Source organism: Paucibacter sp. PLA-PC-4, from assembly GCF_026241155.1.
GTDB lineage: Bacteria > Pseudomonadota > Gammaproteobacteria > Burkholderiales > Burkholderiaceae_C > Roseateles_E.
The window spans coordinates 1-18,560 of the sequence record NZ_JAPFGP010000036.1 but is presented as its reverse complement, the minus strand read 5'-3'; the positions used below and the strand labels follow the sequence as shown (position 1 = coordinate 18,560).

Here is an 18,560-nt window from a genome sequence, read left to right as displayed (position 1 = left end):
GCGCCCCCACCATCAACACCTCGCCGTGCGCGAAATTGATCAGGTTGATGATCCCGTACACCATCGTGTAGCCCAAGGCCACCAGCGCATACATGCTTCCGAGCACCAGCCCGTTGATGATTTGCTGGATAAAGGTTTCCATCGCGACTTCTCCGGTTCGGCGGTCCGGCCCCCAAGGGGCCGAAGACCGCGATTCATTGTGCGAAGACCTGAGCAACAAAAAGGCCCGCCGCAATCGTCGGCGGGCCCAAATGGCCATCGGTCCTGCAGGCTGGCGCGATTGTAGAAGTGCGTGAATCGCCCGATTCGCTGGGGAATACCCGCTGGCGGGAATCTCAAAAATCGCTCGTTTTTAGTGTATACATAAACTAATCTAAGTATCCACAATGGCAAATCACTCCTTGCCGGCCTCTTCGTCGAGCCGGCGCAGATGCGCGAGCTTGTCGGAGATCTTGGACTCCAATCCGCGCGGCACCGGCCGGTACCAGCCGGGCTCGGCCATGCCCTCGGGCAGATAACTCTCACCGGCCGCATAGGCCTCGGGCTCATCATGGGCGTAGCGATAGGCCTTGCCATGGCCCAGCTCCTTCATCAGCCGCGTCGGCGCATTGCGCAGGTGGGCCGGCACCGCGCGCGACTTGTCGCTCTTGATGAAGGCACGGGCCTCGTTATAGGCCATATAGCCAGCATTGCTCTTGGGCGCGATGGCCAGGTAGATCGCCGCCTGGGCCAGCGCGAGCTCCCCCTCGGGCGAGCCCAGTCGCTCCAAGGTACTGGCGGCGTCGTTGGCCAGCTGCATCGCGCGCGGGTCGGCCAGGCCGATGTCCTCCCAGGCCATGCGCACCAGGCGCCGCGCCAGGTATTTGGCGTCGGCGCCACCGTCCAGCATGCGGCACAGCCAGTAAAGCGCGGCATCGGGATTGGAGCCGCGCACCGATTTGTGCAGCGCCGAGATCTGGTCGTAGAAATTGTCGCCGCCCTTGTCGAAGCGCCGCGCATTGAGGGTCAGGGCTTGCTGCAGAAACTCGGCATCGACCAGGCTGACGCCGGCCACCCGGGCCGCCGTGTCGGTCTGCTCCAGCAGGTTCAGCAGGCGGCGCGCATCGCCGTCGGCATAGCCGACCAGGGTGTTGACCGCCGCCTCGTCCAGACGCAGCTCGGTCAGCACGAGTTGCTGCGCGCGCTGCACCAGCAGGCCCAGCTCCGCATCGCTGAGGGCCTGCAGCACATAGACCTGGGCGCGCGACAGCAGGGCAGAGTTGACCTCGAACGACGGGTTCTCGGTGGTGGCGCCGACAAAGGTCACCAGGCCCGACTCGACAAAGGGCAGCAGCCCGTCTTGCTGGCTTTTGTTGAAGCGGTGGATCTCGTCGACGAACAGAATCGTCTTCTTGCCCAGCGCCTGGTTGTGCTCGGCCTGCTCCATCGACGCGCGGATCTCTTTGACCCCAGAGAACACCGCCGACAGCGCGATGAATTTGTAGCCGAAGGCCTCGGCCGTCAGCCGCGCCAGCGTCGTCTTGCCGACGCCGGGCGGGCCCCAAAGAATCATCGAATGCGGCTTGCCGGACTCGAAGGCCAGGCGCAGTGGCCGGCCCGGCCCGATCAGGTGGGACTGGCCGATCACCTCATCCAGGCTGGCCGGGCGCAGGCGCTCGGCCAGCGGCTGGTGGCTCGGGTGCGCAGCGGCTGGCGCGGCGCCGGGCTGCGGCGCCATCTCGGGAAACAGGGACTCGTTGGCATTCGACATGCCAGCGATTGTCTCAGTGCGCAGGCTTGGAAGCGGCGCTACCCATCGCGGCCAACACCCGCTGGGTCAGATGCGTGGCCAGGCACTGCTCGGCCACGAAAACCTCGCCCAGCCCGGCCTGCCGCAAGAGCGCGGCTTCGTCCTCACTGTAGGCGCGCAGCAGCACGCGGATCGAGGGGTTCAGCAAATGCGCCGTCTCCACCATCTGGCGCGCCTGCAGGCTGTCGCCGCCGCTGATCACCAGCAGGGCCGCCCGCGCGATATGCGCCTGGATCAGCACAGCCGGGTCACTGGCATCGCCGCTGACGGCTGCGATCTGGCGCAGGCGCAGACTCTCAACCAGCTCGCGCTGCTGTTCGGCCACCACCAGATGCACACCCTCGGCCAGCAGCCCGTCGGCGATCTGCTTGCCGACCCGGCCATAGCCCACCAGCACGACCTGCCCTTCCAGCTTGGTCTGATCGGTGCTCATCGGCAGCTCAGCCAGCGGATCGTCGCGCTGCTCCATGCGGCGCGCCCAGGACGAGCGACGCAGCACCCAGGCCTTGACCGGCTCGATCGCGGTGAACAACACCGAGTTCAGCGCGATCGAGATCAGGGCGCCGGCCAGTATCAGGCTCTGGCCCTCCTTGGGCAGCAAGCCCTCGGCCACACCCAGACCGGCCAGAATGAAAGAGAACTCGCCGATCTGGGCCAGGCTGGCGCCCACGGTCAGCGCTGTGTTGAGCGGGTAGCGAAAGGCCAGCACCAGCGCGATCGCGGCCAGGGTCTTGCCGATCACGATGATGGCGACCACCGCCAGCACCTTCAGCGGCTCATCCAGCAGCACCTGCGGGTCGAACAGCATGCCCACCGAGACGAAGAACAGCACCGAGAAGGCATCGCGCAAGGGCAGCGATTCATCGGCCGCACGGTGGCTGTATTCCGACTCCCGCATCATCATGCCCGCGAAGAAGGCGCCCAGCGCGAAGGACACATCGAACAGCGCCGCCGAACCATAGGCCACACCCACCGCCACGGCCACCACGCAAAGCGTGAACAGCTCGCGCGAACCGGTGCCGGCCACCGCGAACAGCAGGCGCGGAAATACCCGCCGTCCGACCACCAGCATCAGCACGATGAAGGCCGCGACCTTGGCCAGGGTCCAGCCGACCGTCGCCAGCAGATGGGCCTCGCTCTTGCCTTCCAGCAGGCCGGCCAGCGGCGGCAGCAGCACCAGCACCAGCACCATCACGAGGTCCTCAACCACCAGCCAGCCCACCGCGATGCTGCCATTGGCGGTTTCTAGCTGCCCCCGCGCCTCCAGCGCCCGCAGCAGCACGACGGTGCTGGCGACCGACAGTGCCAAGCCGAACACCAGGGCGCCGCCAAGGCTCCAGCCCCACCAGTTCGACAGTCCGAAACCGAGGGCGGTGGCAACCGCAATCTGCACAATGGCGCCAGGCACCGCAATGCGCTTGACGGCCAGCAGGTCCTTCATCGAAAAATGCAGGCCCACACCGAACATCAGCAGCATCACGCCGATCTCGGCCAACTGGCCGGCCAGATCGATGTCGGCGACGAAGCCGGGCGTGGCCGGGCCGATAGCGATGCCGGCCAGCAAATAGCCGACCAGAGGCGGCATCTTCAGGCGCGAGGCCAGGAAACCGAAAACAATTGCAAGACCGAAACCGGCGGCAATGGTGGAGATCAGGCTGACGTTGTGCGGCATCCGGTGCCGCTCCTACTGCTCGATCAGGTCGGCGCCGGCCGGCAGCACAAAGCGAAAACGCTCCGGCGCCAAGACTGCATTGCTGCTCACCGCACTGAACTGCAGCAGCGAGCGCTGGCCGAAGCCGTCGACCACCTCGATGGCGGCCAAATCTTTACCCTTGAAGCCAATCTTCAGGCTCTGCAAGCCGGCGCTGTCAGCTTGGGGCCCACGTGGCGTGGCCAACACCCAGTCCAGGCCTTGGGCCGAGGGCTGGGCTTTGAGCTCGAAGTCCTTCTCCAGATTCGCGCCGGCCAGCAAAGCCGCCGGCGTAGCACCCAGGGCCTGGTCCATGCGGCGCGAGCTGGCCTGCAGTAGATCGGGGTCATAGATCCAGACCTTCTTGCCGTCACCGACGATCAGTTGCTCGAACGGCTTGGCATAGGCGAAGCGGAACTGGTTGGGGCGCTGAAACTCGAAGCTACCCGAGGAGTTCTTCTTGCGCTTGCCATCCGGAGAGGTGACGGTCTGCGTGAACTCGGCCTTGCCGCTCTTGACCTCGCGGCTGAAGTCCCTGAGGGTCTGCACCGCATCGCCCAGGGCGTGGGTATGAGCGGCCGCGGCCAGGCACAAGGAGATGAGTAGCTGTTTCATTCGTCTCGCTTCGGGATAATCAGATCGCGGCTGCCATTGGTGTTCATCGAGCCGACCAGGCCGGACTTCTCCATCTGCTCCAAAAGGCGCGCCGCCCGGTTGTAGCCGATGCGCAGATGGCGCTGCACCAGCGAGATCGAGGCCCGGCGATGCTGCAGCACGATGGCCACCGCCTGGTCGTACATCGGGTCGGTCTCGCCGGCCGATTCGCCTGGCGCAGGCGCCTCACCGCCTTCAGTGTCGAGCACGCCGCCTTCCAGGATGCCTTCGATGTAGTTGGGCTCGCCGCCCTGCTCTTTCAGGTACTCGACGACGCGGTGCACCTCCTCGTCGCTGACAAAGGCGCCGTGCACGCGCACCGGCAGGCCGGTGCCCGAGGCCATATAGAGCATATCGCCCATGCCCAGCAGGGCCTCGGCGCCCATCTGGTCGAGGATGGTGCGGCTGTCGATCTTGGAGCTGACCTGGAAGCTCAAACGGGTCGGGATATTGGCCTTGATCAGGCCGGTGATCACATCGACCGAGGGCCGCTGCGTGGCCAGGATCAAGTGGATGCCGGCGGCGCGGGCCTTCTGCGCCAGTCGCGCAATCAGCTCTTCGATCTTCTTGCCGACCACCATCATCAGGTCGGCCAGTTCGTCGATCACGACGACGATATGCGGTAGGCGCTCCAGCGGTTCCGGGGCCTCGGGCGTCAGGCTGAAGGGATTGCCTATCTTCTCGCCGCGCTCGGTGGCCTCGTCGATCTTTTTGTTGTAGCCGGCCAAGTTGCGCACGCCCATCTTGGACATCAACTTGTAGCGCCGTTCCATCTCGCCGACACACCAGTTCAGCGCGTTGGCGGCCTGCTTCATGTCGGTGACGACGGGGGCCAGCAGATGCGGAATTCCCTCATAGACGCTCATTTCCAGCATCTTCGGGTCGATCATGATCAGGCGCACATCGCGCGCTTCGGCCTTGTAGAGCAGGCTCAAAATCATCGCGTTGATGCCGACCGACTTGCCCGAGCCGGTGGTACCGGCGACCAGGCAGTGCGGCATCTTGGCCAGGTCGGCAACCATCGGCGCGCCGATGATGTCCTTGCCCAGTGCCATGGTCAGCATGGACGGCGCATCGGCATAGACCTGAGAGCCCAGGATCTCGCTGAGCTTGATGGTCTGGCGGCGCGCGTTCGGCAACTCCAGCGCCATGAAGTTCTTGCCGGGAATGGTCTCGACGACGCGGATGCTGACCAGGCTCAGCGAGCGCGCCAGATCCTTGGCCAGGTTGACGATCTGCGAGCCCTTGACGCCGGTGGCCGGCTCGATCTCGTAGCGCGTGATCACCGGGCCCGGCGAGGCAGCGACGACCCGCACCTCGACGCCGAAGTCCTTGAGCTTCTTCTCGATCATCCGGCTGGTCATCTCCAGCGATTCGGGCGTCACCGACTCGACCCGGGTCGGCGCGGCATCCAGCAGATCCACCTGAGGCAGTTTCGTATCGCTGGCGTCGGCGAACAGGGTCTTCTGCCGCTCCTTGGCGACGCGGGTGGACTTGGGCACCTCGACAACCGGCGCCTCGATCACGATGGGGATGTGCTCCTCGACCACATGGCGCTCGACCTCGACCACCTTCTCGCGCTCGCGCAAGGCCTGCTGGCCGACCTTCTGGTCTTCCTTGATCTCGCGGCGCTCCTGGCGGCGCTCACGCAGGGTCTCGACCCAGGTGCCGATCACCTCTGCCACGCGAAGCCAGGAGAACTGCAGGGCCAACGAGGCTCCGGCCAGCAAGGCCGCGATCCAGACCACGCCCGAACCGGCAAAGCCCAGCGCCCGCATGCTCCAGGGCCCCAAGGTGTAGCCAAGCACGCCGCCCGCATGACCGGGCAGGCGCGATTCCCAGGCATAGAGCCGCGACCATTCGAGGGCGCAGCTCGCACAAATCAGCAGCAAAACGCCCAACCAGAACTGGCCGCGAGCGCGCAATTTGTTACCTTGAGGTGGCCGTTCTGCGCGCAAAACGCCGGCCAAGCTGCCCAACCAGACCCGCAGGCCGACCAGAATCAGCCACCAAGCCGAGTAACCGAACACGAAGAGCAGCAGGTCCGATACCCAGGCACCCAGCGCGCCGAACCAGTTGCCATACAGCTCGCGGCTGCCCGAGATCGAGAAGGCCGCGTCGGCGCGGTCGTGACTCAGCAGCGCCAGCAGGCACAGCGCCCAGACAACGGCACCGAGCGCCAGCCACAGCGGCGTGCGCGACGCACTGACCGGCGCCGGCGCGGCGGCCGCCTTCTTTGACTGGCGTTTATAGACTTTATCGGGCGCGGCAGTCGCATCGTCGCCCAGCAGTGATCCCAGAGGAAAGCTCATAGCGCCATTGTGGCGCAGGAATCACCGCGCTCAGTCGTGGGCCAGGCGCTCCTTGATCACCACCGAGCCGTTCTCCAGGGTCTCGATCACGCCCTTGTCCTCCAGATCCTTCATGACCCGGCTGACCATCTCGCGCGAGGCGCCGACCACCTTGGCCATGTCCTGGCGTGAGACCTTGCCGCGAATGATCTTCAGGCCCTTCTCTTCTTCGGACATGTCCAGCAAGGTGCGTGCGACGCGCCCATAGACATCCAGCAGGGCCAGCGACTCGATCTGGCGATCGGCATTGCGCAGCCGCGCGACCAGGCCGCGCAAGATGGCGTAGGACAGGCTGCTGCTGTCAGGCAAGCAGCGCGAAAACTCGCTACGCCCCAGCACGAGCATATCGGTCTGCACCTCGGCTCGCACAGTGGCCGAGTGCGGCTCGTTGTCGATCAAGCTCATCTCGCCGACATAGTCGCCCGGCTGCAGCACGGCCAGGATGACCTCGCGGCCCCGGGTATCGGCCGTCAGCACGCGGGCCCGGCCGTTCAGCAGGATGAAGAGCGCGTTGGACTTGGTGCCTTGCTCGACGATCAGCTCGCCGCGCTTGAAACGGCGCTTGACCACGCTGTCCGCAATGGACTGCGCCTGATCGGTGGTCAACAGGGAGAACAAGGGCACCCTGCGGATCAGGTCCAGGTTGGACAGCATGGCCATGAATAAACTCCTCTGACTTTTGTATGTTGGGGTTGTTGTGAGGCCGTCAGCCGCTCGATCGGCCAGCTGCCTAGAATGTAGCCATTGTGCCAACTTGGTCACAACTCTCCATAGGGTCTTGGCCGTATAAGCGCGGCGATCAACTCTTGTGTGTTGTGCCCGCAACCCCATATCGCCTTTATGAGCCAAACCACCCAACATCATCCCCTGCTGATTCTGGGCTCCGGCCCGGCCGGCTACACCGCCGCCATCTATGCCGCGCGCGCCAACCTGAAGCCCACCTTGCTCACCGGCATGGCCCAGGGCGGGCAGCTGATGACCACCACCGAGGTGGACAACTGGCCGGCCGATGTGATGGGGGTGCAAGGGCCTGAGCTGATGCAGCGCTTTCAGGAGCACGCCGAGCGCTTCAAGACCCAGATCGTCTACGACCATATCAATGAGGTCGACTTCTCCAAGCGCCCGTTCACGCTCAAGGGCGACAGCGGCGTCTACACCTGCGACGCACTGATCATCGCGACCGGCGCTTCGGCCAAGTATCTGGGCCTGCCCAGCGAGGAGGCCTTCATGGGCCGCGGGGTCAGTGGTTGCGCGACCTGCGACGGCTTTTTCTACCGTGAGCAAGAGGTCTGCGTGGTCGGCGGCGGCAATACGGCGGTCGAGGAGGCGCTGTATCTGAGCAATATCGCCAGCAAGGTCCATGTGATCCACCGCCGCGACAAGTTCCGCGCCGAACCCATCCTCATCGACAAGATGATGGACAAGGTCAAGGCCGGCAAGATGGAGCTGCATCTGTTTAACACGCTGGACGAGGTGCTGGGCGACCAGAGCGGCGTCACCGGCGTGCGCATCAAGAGCACCGCCGACGGCCAGACCAAGGACCTGAAACTGCAGGGTTGCTTCATCGCGATCGGTCACCAGCCCAATACCGACATCTTCAAGGGTCAGTTGGAGATGAAGGACGGCTACATCATCACCAAGAGCGGCTTGAACGGCTTCGCGACGATGACCAGCGTGCCCGGCGTGTTCGCCGCCGGCGATGTGCAGGACCACATCTACCGCCAGGCCATCACCAGCGCCGGCACCGGCTGCATGGCCGCGCTCGACGCCCAGCGCTTCCTGGAGCAGGAGCAAGGCTGAGGCCAGGGCCCTGGCGGCTCTGGTCTTTGGCCGGAATTCAGGCTATACTCGCCGGCTTGCTTGCTGGATGGACCGCGCTCGAAGAATCTGTCAACGACTTGTGTCGATGACTGACCAACGGGTTTAGCTTGCATAAAGCGGTCATGTGGATGTCTCGCCGGGGAATGCTGAACACAGCCCCCCTGAGGCAGCTGGGTCAGAAAATCAAACCGGAGAAGCGTCATGGCACGCGTCTGTCAAGTCACGGGCAAGAAGCCCATGGTGGGAAACAATGTTTCCCACGCCAACAACAAAACCAAGCGTCGGTTCCTGCCGAACCTGCAATACCGTCGCTTCTTCGTTGAGTCCGAGAATCGCTGGGTGCGTCTGCGCATCAGCAATGCGGCTCTGCGTTTGATCGACAAGGTCGGCATCGACCAAGTCATCGCTGATCTGCGCGCCAAGGGCGAGCTGTAAAAAGTCCACTAGGAATTAAGGAGCATCACCATGGCATCCAAAGGCGGACGCGAAAAGATCAAGCTGGAATCCACTGCGGGTACCGGCCATTTCTACACCACGAACAAGAACAAGAAGACGACGCCCGAAAAGCTCGAATTCATGAAGTTCGACCCCAAGGCTCGCAAGCATGTCCTGTATAAGGAAATCAAGCTGAAGTAATTCGGCCCGGTCTTGCGACCCAAGAAAAAACCCGCCTTCGGCGGGTTTTTTCGTTTCAGGGCTTGCTGGCAGCGCCAGCCGCGAACTCGCCGGCGAACCACTCATCCAGCATGCGCTTCTCGTAGCGCAGTGGCTCGCCGCTGGTGTAGCGGTTGATGCCCCACATATAGTTCATGTCGGACAGACTGACCTTGCCCTCGCGCAGCGTTGCTTGGCCATCACTGAGTACATAGCGCAGCTCGATGCTCGGCCACGTCACCGAGCGCAGCACGCGGATACGATCCATCATCGCACCGCGAGGTTCGAGCTGGCCCGCCAGGTTCAAGTCCAGCACCTCGATCAGCAGCTTCTGCGACGCCGGCACGTTTTTCTCGGCCAGGCTGCGTAGATGCGTCTCCAGCATCTCCAGTGTGCGCTCGCGATCAATGATCGACTCGCTGGCATCTTGGAACTTCTCAGGCTCGACAAACTTCACCTCGACCGTCGCCTGTGCCGACAGGCCCAAGCCCATCAGCAAACTCAGTATCGAGGCCTTGAACATTTTTTGCATGACTTGCTCCTGAACTGCTTGCTATGAGCAAAGTATAGGCAGCAGCCAAGAAAAAGGCGCCGACTCGCGGCGCCCTTTACCCGAGGGAAACCTCCCCGACAAGTTCAGGCACGTGCCGTGCGCAGCCCCATCGAGAAAGCCCTCAACTCGGCAATGCCGCTCTCCTCGGCCCGGTGGCACCAGGCTTGCAGATCGCTCACCAGTTGCTCGGCAGAGACATTGGTGCGGGTCCAAAGCTGGCGCAACTCTTCGCGCATTAGCAGCAGTTTATCCAGCGCAGGGCTGGCGGCGCGAACGCTGGCGATCTCAGCCCGATAGGCCTGCGGGATGCGATCCTGGTCGCGGTGCAACCAACGCTTGGCCAGCTTGAACTGCTGCCACTTCGCACTGTGCTGCTCTCCCTGGGCCTTCAATCGGGCCAGCTCGGTCGTGCAGGCCTCTTTCAGGCCGCGGCCGTAATGAGCCATCACCTCGTAGCGGTTGGCGATCAGCGCCTCCAGCGTGTCCTTGTCGGCCGGCCGGATCGCGCCCTGGCGCAGCTTGGGCGCGGTCTTGCGCACCTTGGCCCAGCCGATCATCTCCATCGCCCGGATATAGGCCCAGCCGATGTCAAACTCATAGGGCTTGATCGAAAACTTGGCCGAGGTCGGGTAAGTGTGGTGGTTGTTGTGCAACTCCTCGCCGCCGATGATGAGGCCCCAAGGTGAGATATTGGTCGAAGCGTCCTGGGCCTCGAAGTTGCGGTAACCCCAAAAGTGGCCAATGCCGTTGACCACGCCGGCCGCCCAGATCGGGATCCAGGCCATCTGCAGCGCCCAGATACTGGCGCCGATAGCACCGAACAAAGCCATATTGATGATCAGCATCAGGCCCACACCCTGCCAGCTGAAGCGGGTGTAGAGATTGCGCTCGATCCAGTCATTGGGCACGCCGTGGCTGTACTTGGCGAGCGTCTCTTCGTTCTTGGCTTCATGGCGGTACAGCTCGGCACCTTCGCGCAAGACCTTCTTCAGACCGCGGGTCTGCGGGCTGTGCGGGTCGTCGTCAGTCTCGCATTTGGCGTGGTGTTTGCGGTGGATCGCCACCCACTCCTTGGTCACCATGCCGGTGGTCAGCCACAACCAGAATCGGAAGAAATGCGCTGGGATGGGCCCCAGATCCAGCGCCCGGTGCGCCTGCGCCCGATGCAGGAAGATCGTCACCGCCGCGATGGTGATATGGGTCACGACCAGGGCATAAGCCACGACCTGCCAGATGCTGGCATCCAGCAGGCCGAAGCCCAGCCATTGGACCAAGCCATCGTGGAGGCTCATGAGAAAGTTCATTCGTTCCTTACCCTGCCCGCAGCGGAGCGTTAACGGAAAACCACAATCCGGCTCGATTGTAGGCGGGTCGTGTTAAGAGTTTCTGTACGCAACCGCGCATGCGGCCTGACATTCAACTCCGCTCCCAGACGGCGGCAAAAAAGCCGTCGGTTTGGTGCTGATGCGGCCACATGCGCAGATAGCCCCGGTCGACCAGTTGCTCGGCTTGCGCCACATGGGCCCGCGCCAGCACCTCGCCCGCGTCCAAGAGCTTGAACTCGGGATGGGCGGCACTGAAGGCCTCGGCAATGCTCTCGTTTTCCGCATCCAGCAGGCTGCAGGTCGCATAGACCAGACGGCCGCCTGGCTTCAGCAGGCGCGCCGCGCTGTTCAGGATGGCCGTCTGCTTGGCCTGAAGTTCGGCAATCGCCTGGGGCGACTGACGCCACTTCAGATCCGGGTTGCGCCGCAATGTGCCCAGGCCCGAGCACGGTGCGTCCACCAGCACACGGTCGATCTTGCCGGACAGGCGTTTGATACGCTCATCGCGCTCATGCGCGATCTGGGTCGGGTAGACATTGGACAGACCGCTGCGGGCCAGCCGGGGCTTGAGCGCCGCCAGCCGGTGGCCGGACACATCGAAGGCATAGAGCCGGCCGGTATTGCGCATCGCCGCACCTAGCGCCAGCGTCTTGCCGCCGGCGCCGGCGCAGAAGTCCACCACCATCTCGCCGCGCTTGGCGTCGAGCAGCAGGGCCAGCAGCTGGCTGCCCTCGTCCTGCACCTCGACCGCGCCGCTGGTGAAAACCTCCAGCTTGTTCAGCGCCGGCTTGCCCTGCACGCGCAGGCCCCAGGGCGAGAACGGCGTGGGCTCGGCACTGACGCCCGCCCCACGCAGCGCCTCCTGGACCTCCTCGCGCTTGGCCTTATGCAAATTGGCGCGCAGATCCAACGGCGCGCCCTCGTTCATGCTGGCGGCCAGCGCCCAGAATCCCTCGTCGCCCAGGCGTTGCAGCAACGGCTCGGCCAGCCATTCGGGCAGGTTGTGGCGCAGCTTGGGGGCCAAGCCGCTCTTGTCTATGGCCTGGACCTGGGCCAGCCATTGCTGCTCGGTCGGGCTCAGCGCGCCGCGCAAAAAGGTCTCGCTGCCCTGCCAGGCCAGGATGGCCAGGCGGCGTTCGAGCGGACCGGTGCCGGACTGTGCCAGATGCTGCAGTTGCAGGCGTTGTCGCAACACGGCATAGGTGGTCTCGGCCAGCGCATGGCGCTCGCGCTGGCCCAGGGCCTTGTTCTTGCGGAAAAACGCGGACACCACGCCATCGGCAGGTGCGTCCATTTTGAGCACCGCGCGCAGCAGCTCGCAGCTCATTTCTAGAAGGGCATTAGGATGCATAGCCCCGATTATCCCCGGCCCGCCCATGAGCGCTGACGATCTGCCCGAGCTGCCCCCGACACCGACCGGCCGCTACCGCCATTACAAGGGGGGCGACTACGAGGTTATCGGCGTGGCCCGCCATAGCGAGACACTGGAGCCGCTGGTGGTCTACCGCCCGCTCTACGGAGCCGGCGACCTTTGGGTGCGGCCCCATGCGATGTTCTTCGGCGTGCTGGAGGTCGACGGCCGGCGGGTCTGCCGTTTCAGTGCTGTCGACCCATGAAGCTGCTGCGCCAGCTGCGCCTGCGTCCGCGCCTGCTGTCAGCCCTGGCCGTGGGCCTTGTCGTCGGGCTGACCCTGCCCGCCAGCTTTGCGCCGCTAACGCGCAGCCTGATCGGCTGGAATGTCGGTGTCTGGCTCTATCTAGGCCTGGCCTTGGAGATGATGTGGCGCTCCGACCATCTGCATCTGCAGCGTCAGGCGCGCGCCCGGGCCGACGGTATGGCGGCAATGTTGCTGCTGGCCGTGGCCGGCGCGGCGGCCAGCCTGGGGGCAATTGCGCTGGAGCTGTCCCAGGTGCGGCAAGTTCCGGGCGCCCCTCAGAGCTGGGCCTATTTGCTGCTGGCCATCACGACCGTGGCCGGTTCCTGGTTGCTGCTGCCGTTCGAGTTCGCGCTCGCCTATGCCAGCCTCTATCACAGCGGCGAAAAAGGCCCGCATGGCCTGGAGTTTCCCGGTGACGAGCCGCAGCGCGACTACGTGGACTTCATGTATTTCTCGGTCACGCTGGCGGCCACCTCGCAGACCTCAGACGTGGCCGTCAGCTCGCGGCCGATGCGCCGCTTGGTGCTGCTGCACGCGATGCTGTCCTTTGTGTTCAACACCGTCGTGCTGGCACTGACGATCAACATCCTGGCCAGCCTGATCAGCTGAAGGACTGCGATTCGCCGGCCAGTTGCCGCACTCGGCCATCCTCGACCGCCAGCTGGCCCTGCACGAACCAGCGCACCGCACTCGGGTACATGCGATGCTCCAGCTTCAGCACCCGCGCGGCCAGCGCGTGCGCGTCGTCGCCATCGAGCACCGGCGCAACCGCTTGCGCGACGATAGCACCATGGTCGAGCTCGGCGGTCACGAAGTGCACCGTCGCGCCGACGAATTTGCAGCCCATCTCGAGCGCCCGCTGATGGGTGTGCAGCCCGGTGAAGGCCGGCAGCAGCGAGGGATGGATATTCAGCATGCGATTCGCATAGTGGGCGGTGAAGGCCGGCGTCAGGATGCGCATAAAGCCCGCCAGCACCAGCAGATCGGGCACAAAGCCATCGATCAACCGCTGTAGCTCGGCGTCAAAATCCTCTCGGTTCGCGAAGGCCTTGTGATCGAGCACGGCGGTCGCGATGCCGTGCGCGGCCGCGAAGTCCAGCCCGGCCGCGTCGGGCCGATTGCTGATCACCGCCGCAATGCGCGCCGGCCAGCCCTCGGCCGCGCAGGCCCGCACAATGGCCTCCATATTGGAGCCCCGCCCCGAGATCAGGATCACGATGTTCTTCATCGGCCGGCAGTGTAACAATGCGCCTCCCCGCCCGAGCCGACCGCCATGAACCCCGAGATCGAATCCCAGCCACGCCCCCGCGTCCTCTCCGGCATGCGCCCGACCGGCGCTCTGCATCTGGGTCACTATCACGGCGCGCTGAAGAACTGGGTGCGTCTGCAGTCCAGCCATGACTGCTTCTTCTTCGTCGCCGACTGGCATGCGCTGACCACCCATTACCAAGACAGACAGAGCATCGAGCGCAATGTCTACGACATGGTGGTCGACTGGCTGGCTGCCGGCATCGACCCCGAGCAGGCCACCCTCTTCATCCAGAGCCGCATGCCCGAACATGCCGAGCTGTTCACGCTGCTGGCGATGAGCACGCCGCTGTCGTGGCTGGAGCGAATTCCCAGCTACAAGGATCAGGTGAGTCGTCCGAATGCCGAGGGCGCCACCTACGGCCTGCTCGGCTACCCGCTGCTGCAGGCGGCCGACATCCTGATCTACAAGGCGGCCTATGTACCAGTCGGCGAAGACCAGAGCGCCCATGTCGAGGTGACCCGCGAGGTCGCGCGCCGATTCAATCGCATCTACAGCCCGGACCGGGCCATCTTGCCTGAGCCGCAGGAGCTGCTGACCGAGACCGCCCGGCTGAGCGGCCTGGACGGCCAGAAGATGAGCAAGAGCTATGGCAATGCGATCGCGATGCGAGACGAGCCGGCCGTGGTCGAGGAGAAGATACGCACGATGCCCACGGACCCGCAACGCGTGCGCCGTAGCGATGCCGGCGACCCGGCGCGCTGCCCGGTCTGGCCGCTGCACGAGCTCTATACCGACGCCCAGACGCGCGCCGACCTGCAGCAGGGCTGCAAGAGCGCCGGCATCGGCTGCTTGGACTGCAAGCAGCCGCTGATCGAGGCGATCCAGAAAGAGCAGCAGCCTTGGCGCGAACGCGCTGCCGACTACCTGGCCAATCCCAAGCAGGTGCACTGGATCGTCGAGGTCGGCACCGAGCGCGCCCGCGCGGTGGCCCGCAAGACCTTGCGCGAAGTACGAGCAGCCATGGGTCTGAACTACTGAAGACCATGACCCCCCACGCTCACTTCGTTCACTGCGCCCCAAGGGGGCGCTCAGCGCCCTCGGGGCGGCCGGGCGGACGCTGATGGCCGGCATCCACATCACCGACATCGAGTCCGCGATCAATTGGTGGCGGCAGCGCCATCCCTCGCCCGACGGCGTCAGCGCCTGCGCCGAGGTGCGCGCGCTGGCCGAGATCTATGCCTTGATGGTGTACTACCGCGAGGACGACTGCGACGAGGACAGCGTGCCGGCGCGGGCCAAGGAGGCCTGGCTGGCCTGGTATGCCAGCACGCCCGATGCGCCCTGCATAGCGATCTGCTCGACCAGCCAGGGCGACGAGCTGTGCAAAGGCTGCGGCCGCACGTTCGACGAAGTTCAGCACTGGCCGGTGATGACGCCTGGCGAAAAACGCAGCACCTGGCGCCGCATCTCGATCGAAGCCACAGCCTGGCGCTTCAACCGCTATGCCGAGCGCGCTCGCGAGTTCAGCGGCGTCGATCATCCCCAGAACTCGGACAACACCGGGGTTAAGTCTTGAGCCGGGCTCACCTGGACAGCCTGCGCCGCATCGCGCCGCTGGCCTGGCCGGTGTTCGTCGGCCAGATCGCGGTGTTGGCCTTCAGCACCGTGGACACGGTGCTGGTGGCGCGCCACTCGGCCATCGATCTGGCGGCGCTGTCGGTCGGCGCGGCCGTCTACATGAGCGTCTTCGTCGGGCTGATGGGGGTGGTGATGGCGGTAGCGCCGGTGGCCGGCCAGCTGTTCGGCGCGGGCAAGCTGCGCGAAGCCGGCGATCAGCTGCACCAGGGCGCCTGGCTGGCGCTGGCCCTGTTGCTGCTGGGCGAGGCCGTGCTGCTGTTTCCCGACCCGCTGCTGGCGATTGCCCGCACCACGCCCGACGTCGAGGCCAAGGTGCGTGCCTATCTGCAGACCCTGGCTTTGAGCCTGCCGGCCGCACTGATCTTCACCGCCTACCGGGGCTTTAACACCGCCGTCTCCCGCCCCAAGGCGGTGATGGCGCTACAGCTCGGTGGACTGGCACTGAAAGTGCCGCTGAGCGCGTTGTTCCTGCATGGCTTCGCGGTTCCGCTGACGCCCTGGCGCGTGCCCGAGCTCGGTGCGGTAGGCTGCGCCGTAGCCACCGCCCTCGTGATGTGGGGACAGCTGCTGATTGCGCTGCTGGTGCTGCGCCGAGATCGCTTTTACGCTCAATTCGGCCTGAACACCGGCCGGCTGCAGCCACCGCGTTGGGCCGATATCAAGCGACTGCTGAAGCTGGGCGTGCCGATGGGCGGCGCCATCCTGATCGAGGTCACCGGCTTCACCTTCATGGCCATATTCATTGCCCGCTTGGGGCCGACGGCAGTGGCCGGCCATCAGCTGGCTGCCAATCTGGTGGCCCTGATGTTCATGATGCCCATGGCGCTGGGCAACGCGGCCGGCACCCTGGTCGCGCAAAGCATTGGCGCACAACGCCTGGCCGAGGCCCGGCGGCTGGGCTGGCACGGGCTGGAGATCGCACTGGCCATCTCATGCCTCATCGGCGCGGTGGTGTTCTTCGCGCGCGAGCAGGTGTTGGGTCTATACACGCCAGACGCCACCATCATCGCGGCCGCCCTGCCCCTGCTGTTGTGGGTCTGGCTGTTCCATGTCGGCGACGCGGTGCAGACCGTCGCCGCCTTCGTGCTGCGCGCCCATCACATCGCCACCGCGCCGATGCTGGTCTATGCATTGGCGATCTGGGGCGTCGGCATGGGCGGTGGCTACTGGCTGGCCTTCGGCAGTGCCGCCCCGGCCTCGCTGCAGGGCGCCAGCGGCTTCTGGTCGGCCGCCACCGCCGGTCTGCTGATCGCGGCTGGCGGCCTCAGCGCCGTGTTGGCCTGGGTGCACCGCAAGGAAGCTGCGGGCGGCTGACCCCCGGGCACCCGCTCAGCGCGGATCGCTGTTGATCAGCCGCTCCCACTGCGCCCAGGTCGATTCGCTGACCTCCAGGCCCTGTAGGGTTGGTGGCTCGGCAGGCAAGCGGCGGCGAAACAGCTGCTCGCTGGCGCGCTTGAACTGCGCCAGCATCTGGCCAGCATCGAGTGGTAGGGCAGCTCGCGGCTGGCTGATCAGTGTCAGGTTCTGCTTTTGCATGCCGCCAGCATCCGCGATCACGACTGCAAACCCAATCCCGCTGGAGTAGGCCCACTTTTGGGGGGGCTCGCCTGAGCAGGTGGCCGCGCGGCAGTGGTAAGGTGCGCGCCTTGATTCAGAGCCCTTCCGATGAACCCGACCGACATTCCCCCGACCATCACGCTGACCCCCGAGGAACGCACCGCGCTCTACTACATCCCTCAGGCACCGGGCGGCCGCGTCGTCTCCGAGGAACTGCAGCAGCGTCTGGAGGATCTGGGACTGGCCGCCAAACGCTCCGACGGAACACGCTGGCTGACGCAACTGGGCGACCAGGTCCGGCAAGGTAAACGCTGAGCAGCGCGAGTACAAAGCAAAGCGCCGACAAGCGAGAGGTTTGTCGGCGTTTTTACTTCTTGGGGTGTCCAACGCCTAGTGAGACGTTGTTTACTGCGTCTGCAACCACAAGAGCGCCTCCTCAAGGCGCTCTTGGCGCATCACGAACTTACCGGTCCGATGCTCTCGTTGGAAGGCATTCGGGAAGCCCGCGTTCAATGTGCTGCAGCCAAGACGCTGGGGACACCGCTCGGAAGGTTTGGGCGCGGCTGCGTCGTGACAGAAGGTCCTGACGGCGTGCTGTGCGGCCGGCGCCGGCAAGCGCCAGCCGCCTGACGGCGGGTTGACGGCGGCATGATCGCCGCCATCAAGCAGTCCCACTATTTGGGCAGCAGCTCCACCCCATCCGCGCGCTCGCGCACGGCCAACCCATGCAACTCGGCCACGGCCCGCGCGAAGCCAACGTTGTCGCCGGTCTTGAACACCCCGCTGACCCGCAGGCCGCCCACAGCGTCCGAACTGGCCACACGGATCGGCATCGCGGCATAGCGGTTCATCTCGGCCACAGCCTCGAGCAGCGACACATCGTCGAAGATCGCCTCGCCGCGCTTCCAGGCCAGCACCTGGTCCACTTGCGGCCTGTCCATCTTCAGCTTGGGTAACGCTCCCGCCTGACCGCGAGGTCGACCGGCAACCCGCAAGCGCTGCCCCGGCACCATCTCCACCGCCGGCACGAACTCAGTGGACGGCGAGCCTTCTGCCGCGCCACGCACCACCACCCTGCCCTCGACCAGCGTGATGTCCAAGGCATCTGGACGGCCCTCAATGGCCGGCGTGTAGCGCACCACAAACGCCGTGCCCGTGGCCGTCACCTCCGAACCCGCAGCTCGCACGACGAACGGCCGGCTGGCATCCTTGGCCACTTCGAACAGCGCCTCGCCGCCGAGAACCTCCACGGTGCGCTGTGAGGTTCCAAGCTCAACCTTGACCCGCGTCGAGGTGTTCATCGACATGCGCGTGCCGTCTTGCAGCATCACAAGGCGCTGCTCGCCCACGCCGGTGTCGTAGCGGTCCCCGTCCCACCATGGCCCGAAGACCAGCACGCCGGCCAGGACGGCCGTTGTCAGTGCCGCAGCAAGGGGCCATGGCTTGAAGCGCCGCCCTTCCCTTGCAGCCGGCTCGGGTTGTCGGTCTGCCACCGCACGCGCCACCGCCGCCCGGTCTACGCCCGCCGCTTCCATCCACAGATCCGTCCCGCGCTCGAAGGCCAGGCGATGTGCCGCCGAGCGGGCCTGCCAGGCCCGGCATTCGCGCTCCATAAGGTG

At 65.2% G+C, this 18,560-nt stretch carries 21 protein-coding genes; 9 read left to right on the top strand and 12 right to left on the bottom strand.

Features of this window, described 5'->3' with window-relative positions; genetic code table 11:
- From OOZ63_RS28375 to OOZ63_RS28350, 6 genes are all read right to left on the bottom strand, one after another.
- Window positions 1–142, bottom strand: a 142-nt coding sequence (locus tag OOZ63_RS28375; protein WP_416234799.1) for an ABC transporter permease subunit, incomplete at its 3' end; no start/stop codon positions are given.
- 252 nt (window positions 143–394) lie between these two features.
- Window positions 395–1,717 carry a replication-associated recombination protein A gene (locus OOZ63_RS28370; RefSeq protein ID WP_266009176.1) on the bottom strand — a complete coding sequence of 441 codons (1,323 nt, stop codon included), beginning with the start codon at window positions 1,715–1,717 and terminating at the stop codon, window positions 395–397.
- A gap of 46 nt (window positions 1,718–1,763) precedes the next feature.
- Window positions 1,764–3,461, bottom strand: a complete 1,698-nt coding sequence (gene ybaL / locus OOZ63_RS28365) for a YbaL family putative K(+) efflux transporter (RefSeq protein ID WP_266009174.1) — start codon at window positions 3,459–3,461, stop codon at window positions 1,764–1,766.
- A 12-nt stretch (window positions 3,462–3,473) separates the two neighbouring features.
- Entirely contained in the window at window positions 3,474–4,094 is a 621-nt protein-coding gene (gene lolA / locus OOZ63_RS28360; RefSeq protein WP_266009172.1) for an outer membrane lipoprotein chaperone LolA, read from the bottom strand.
- The gene (locus OOZ63_RS28355) at window positions 4,091–6,445 is read right to left on the bottom strand and encodes a DNA translocase FtsK (RefSeq protein WP_266009170.1); all 2,355 of its coding nucleotides are present in this window, start codon (window positions 6,443–6,445) and stop codon (window positions 4,091–4,093) included. The genes lolA and OOZ63_RS28355 overlap by 4 nt, the downstream gene beginning before the upstream one ends.
- Before the next feature lie 30 nt (window positions 6,446–6,475).
- Window positions 6,476–7,144 (bottom strand): Crp/Fnr family transcriptional regulator, encoded by a 669-nt coding sequence (locus OOZ63_RS28350; RefSeq protein ID WP_137945614.1) that lies wholly within the window; start codon window positions 7,142–7,144, stop codon window positions 6,476–6,478.
- A gap of 180 nt (window positions 7,145–7,324) precedes the next feature.
- Here OOZ63_RS28350 and trxB point away from each other — a divergent pair, with 180 nt between their 5' ends.
- From trxB to rpmG, 3 genes are all read left to right on the top strand, one after another.
- Window positions 7,325–8,284, top strand: a complete 960-nt coding sequence (gene trxB, locus OOZ63_RS28345; RefSeq protein WP_266009167.1) for a thioredoxin-disulfide reductase — start codon at window positions 7,325–7,327, stop codon at window positions 8,282–8,284.
- 222 nt (window positions 8,285–8,506) lie between these two features.
- Entirely contained in the window at window positions 8,507–8,740 is a 234-nt protein-coding gene (gene rpmB / locus OOZ63_RS28340) for a 50S ribosomal protein L28 (RefSeq protein ID WP_266009165.1), read from the top strand.
- Window positions 8,741–8,770: 30 nt separating this feature from the next.
- Entirely contained in the window at window positions 8,771–8,941 is a 171-nt protein-coding gene (gene rpmG, locus OOZ63_RS28335; RefSeq protein ID WP_025564431.1) for a 50S ribosomal protein L33, read from the top strand.
- A 55-nt stretch (window positions 8,942–8,996) separates the two neighbouring features.
- Here the strand turns inward: rpmG and OOZ63_RS28330 are convergent, their stop codons facing one another.
- The 3 genes from OOZ63_RS28330 to OOZ63_RS28320 all read right to left on the bottom strand — a co-directional run bounded on the left by OOZ63_RS28330 (window position 8,997) and on the right by OOZ63_RS28320 (window position 12,188).
- Window positions 8,997–9,491 (bottom strand): DUF3016 domain-containing protein, encoded by a 495-nt coding sequence (locus tag OOZ63_RS28330; RefSeq protein ID WP_266009159.1) that lies wholly within the window; start codon window positions 9,489–9,491, stop codon window positions 8,997–8,999.
- A 104-nt stretch (window positions 9,492–9,595) separates the two neighbouring features.
- A complete protein-coding gene (locus OOZ63_RS28325) occupies window positions 9,596–10,816 on the bottom strand; it encodes a fatty acid desaturase (protein ID WP_266009158.1) in 1,221 nt (406 codons plus the stop codon).
- Window positions 10,817–10,928: 112 nt separating this feature from the next.
- Complete coding sequence (locus OOZ63_RS28320) at window positions 10,929–12,188, bottom strand: RsmB/NOP family class I SAM-dependent RNA methyltransferase (RefSeq protein WP_266009157.1); 1,260 nt, start codon at window positions 12,186–12,188, stop codon at window positions 10,929–10,931.
- Window positions 12,189–12,213: 25 nt separating this feature from the next.
- Here OOZ63_RS28320 and OOZ63_RS28315 point away from each other — a divergent pair, with 25 nt between their 5' ends.
- Together OOZ63_RS28315 and OOZ63_RS28310 are read left to right on the top strand one after the other, a co-directional pair.
- A complete protein-coding gene (locus OOZ63_RS28315; protein ID WP_266009156.1) occupies window positions 12,214–12,453 on the top strand; it encodes a DUF1653 domain-containing protein in 240 nt (79 codons plus the stop codon).
- Window positions 12,450–13,103 (top strand): DUF1345 domain-containing protein, encoded by a 654-nt coding sequence (locus OOZ63_RS28310; protein ID WP_266009155.1) that lies wholly within the window; start codon window positions 12,450–12,452, stop codon window positions 13,101–13,103. The genes OOZ63_RS28315 and OOZ63_RS28310 overlap by 4 nt, the downstream gene beginning before the upstream one ends.
- Here OOZ63_RS28310 and purN read toward each other — a convergent pair.
- A complete protein-coding gene (purN, locus tag OOZ63_RS28305; RefSeq protein ID WP_266009154.1) occupies window positions 13,096–13,722 on the bottom strand; it encodes a phosphoribosylglycinamide formyltransferase in 627 nt (208 codons plus the stop codon). The two genes, OOZ63_RS28310 and purN, sit on opposite strands and share 8 nt — an antisense overlap.
- A 45-nt stretch (window positions 13,723–13,767) precedes the next feature.
- On the opposite strand from purN, the gene trpS reads away from it, so the two are divergent.
- The 3 genes from trpS to OOZ63_RS28290 all read left to right on the top strand — a co-directional run bounded on the left by trpS (window position 13,768) and on the right by OOZ63_RS28290 (window position 16,698).
- On the top strand, window positions 13,768–14,784 hold the full coding sequence (gene trpS, locus OOZ63_RS28300) for a tryptophan--tRNA ligase (RefSeq protein WP_266009153.1): 1,017 nt from the start codon (window positions 13,768–13,770) through the stop codon (window positions 14,782–14,784).
- 82 nt (window positions 14,785–14,866) lie between these two features.
- A complete protein-coding gene (locus tag OOZ63_RS28295; RefSeq protein WP_266009152.1) occupies window positions 14,867–15,322 on the top strand; it encodes a DUF3717 domain-containing protein in 456 nt (151 codons plus the stop codon).
- A complete protein-coding gene (locus OOZ63_RS28290; RefSeq protein WP_266009151.1) occupies window positions 15,319–16,698 on the top strand; it encodes an MATE family efflux transporter in 1,380 nt (459 codons plus the stop codon). The genes OOZ63_RS28295 and OOZ63_RS28290 overlap by 4 nt, the downstream gene beginning before the upstream one ends.
- Window positions 16,699–16,713: 15 nt before the next feature.
- On the opposite strand, the gene OOZ63_RS28285 is transcribed toward OOZ63_RS28290, so the two are convergent.
- Window positions 16,714–16,920, bottom strand: coding sequence for a hypothetical protein (locus tag OOZ63_RS28285; RefSeq protein WP_266009150.1), 207 nt, complete (start codon window positions 16,918–16,920; stop codon window positions 16,714–16,716).
- 129 nt (window positions 16,921–17,049) lie between these two features.
- Here OOZ63_RS28285 and OOZ63_RS28280 point away from each other — a divergent pair, with 129 nt between their 5' ends.
- The gene (locus OOZ63_RS28280; RefSeq protein ID WP_266009149.1) at window positions 17,050–17,256 is read left to right on the top strand and encodes a hypothetical protein; all 207 of its coding nucleotides are present in this window, start codon (window positions 17,050–17,052) and stop codon (window positions 17,254–17,256) included.
- A gap of 359 nt (window positions 17,257–17,615) precedes the next feature.
- Here OOZ63_RS28280 and OOZ63_RS28275 read toward each other — a convergent pair.
- Window positions 17,616–18,560, bottom strand: a 945-nt coding sequence (locus OOZ63_RS28275) for a FecR family protein (RefSeq protein ID WP_266009148.1), incomplete at its 5' end; no start/stop codon positions are given.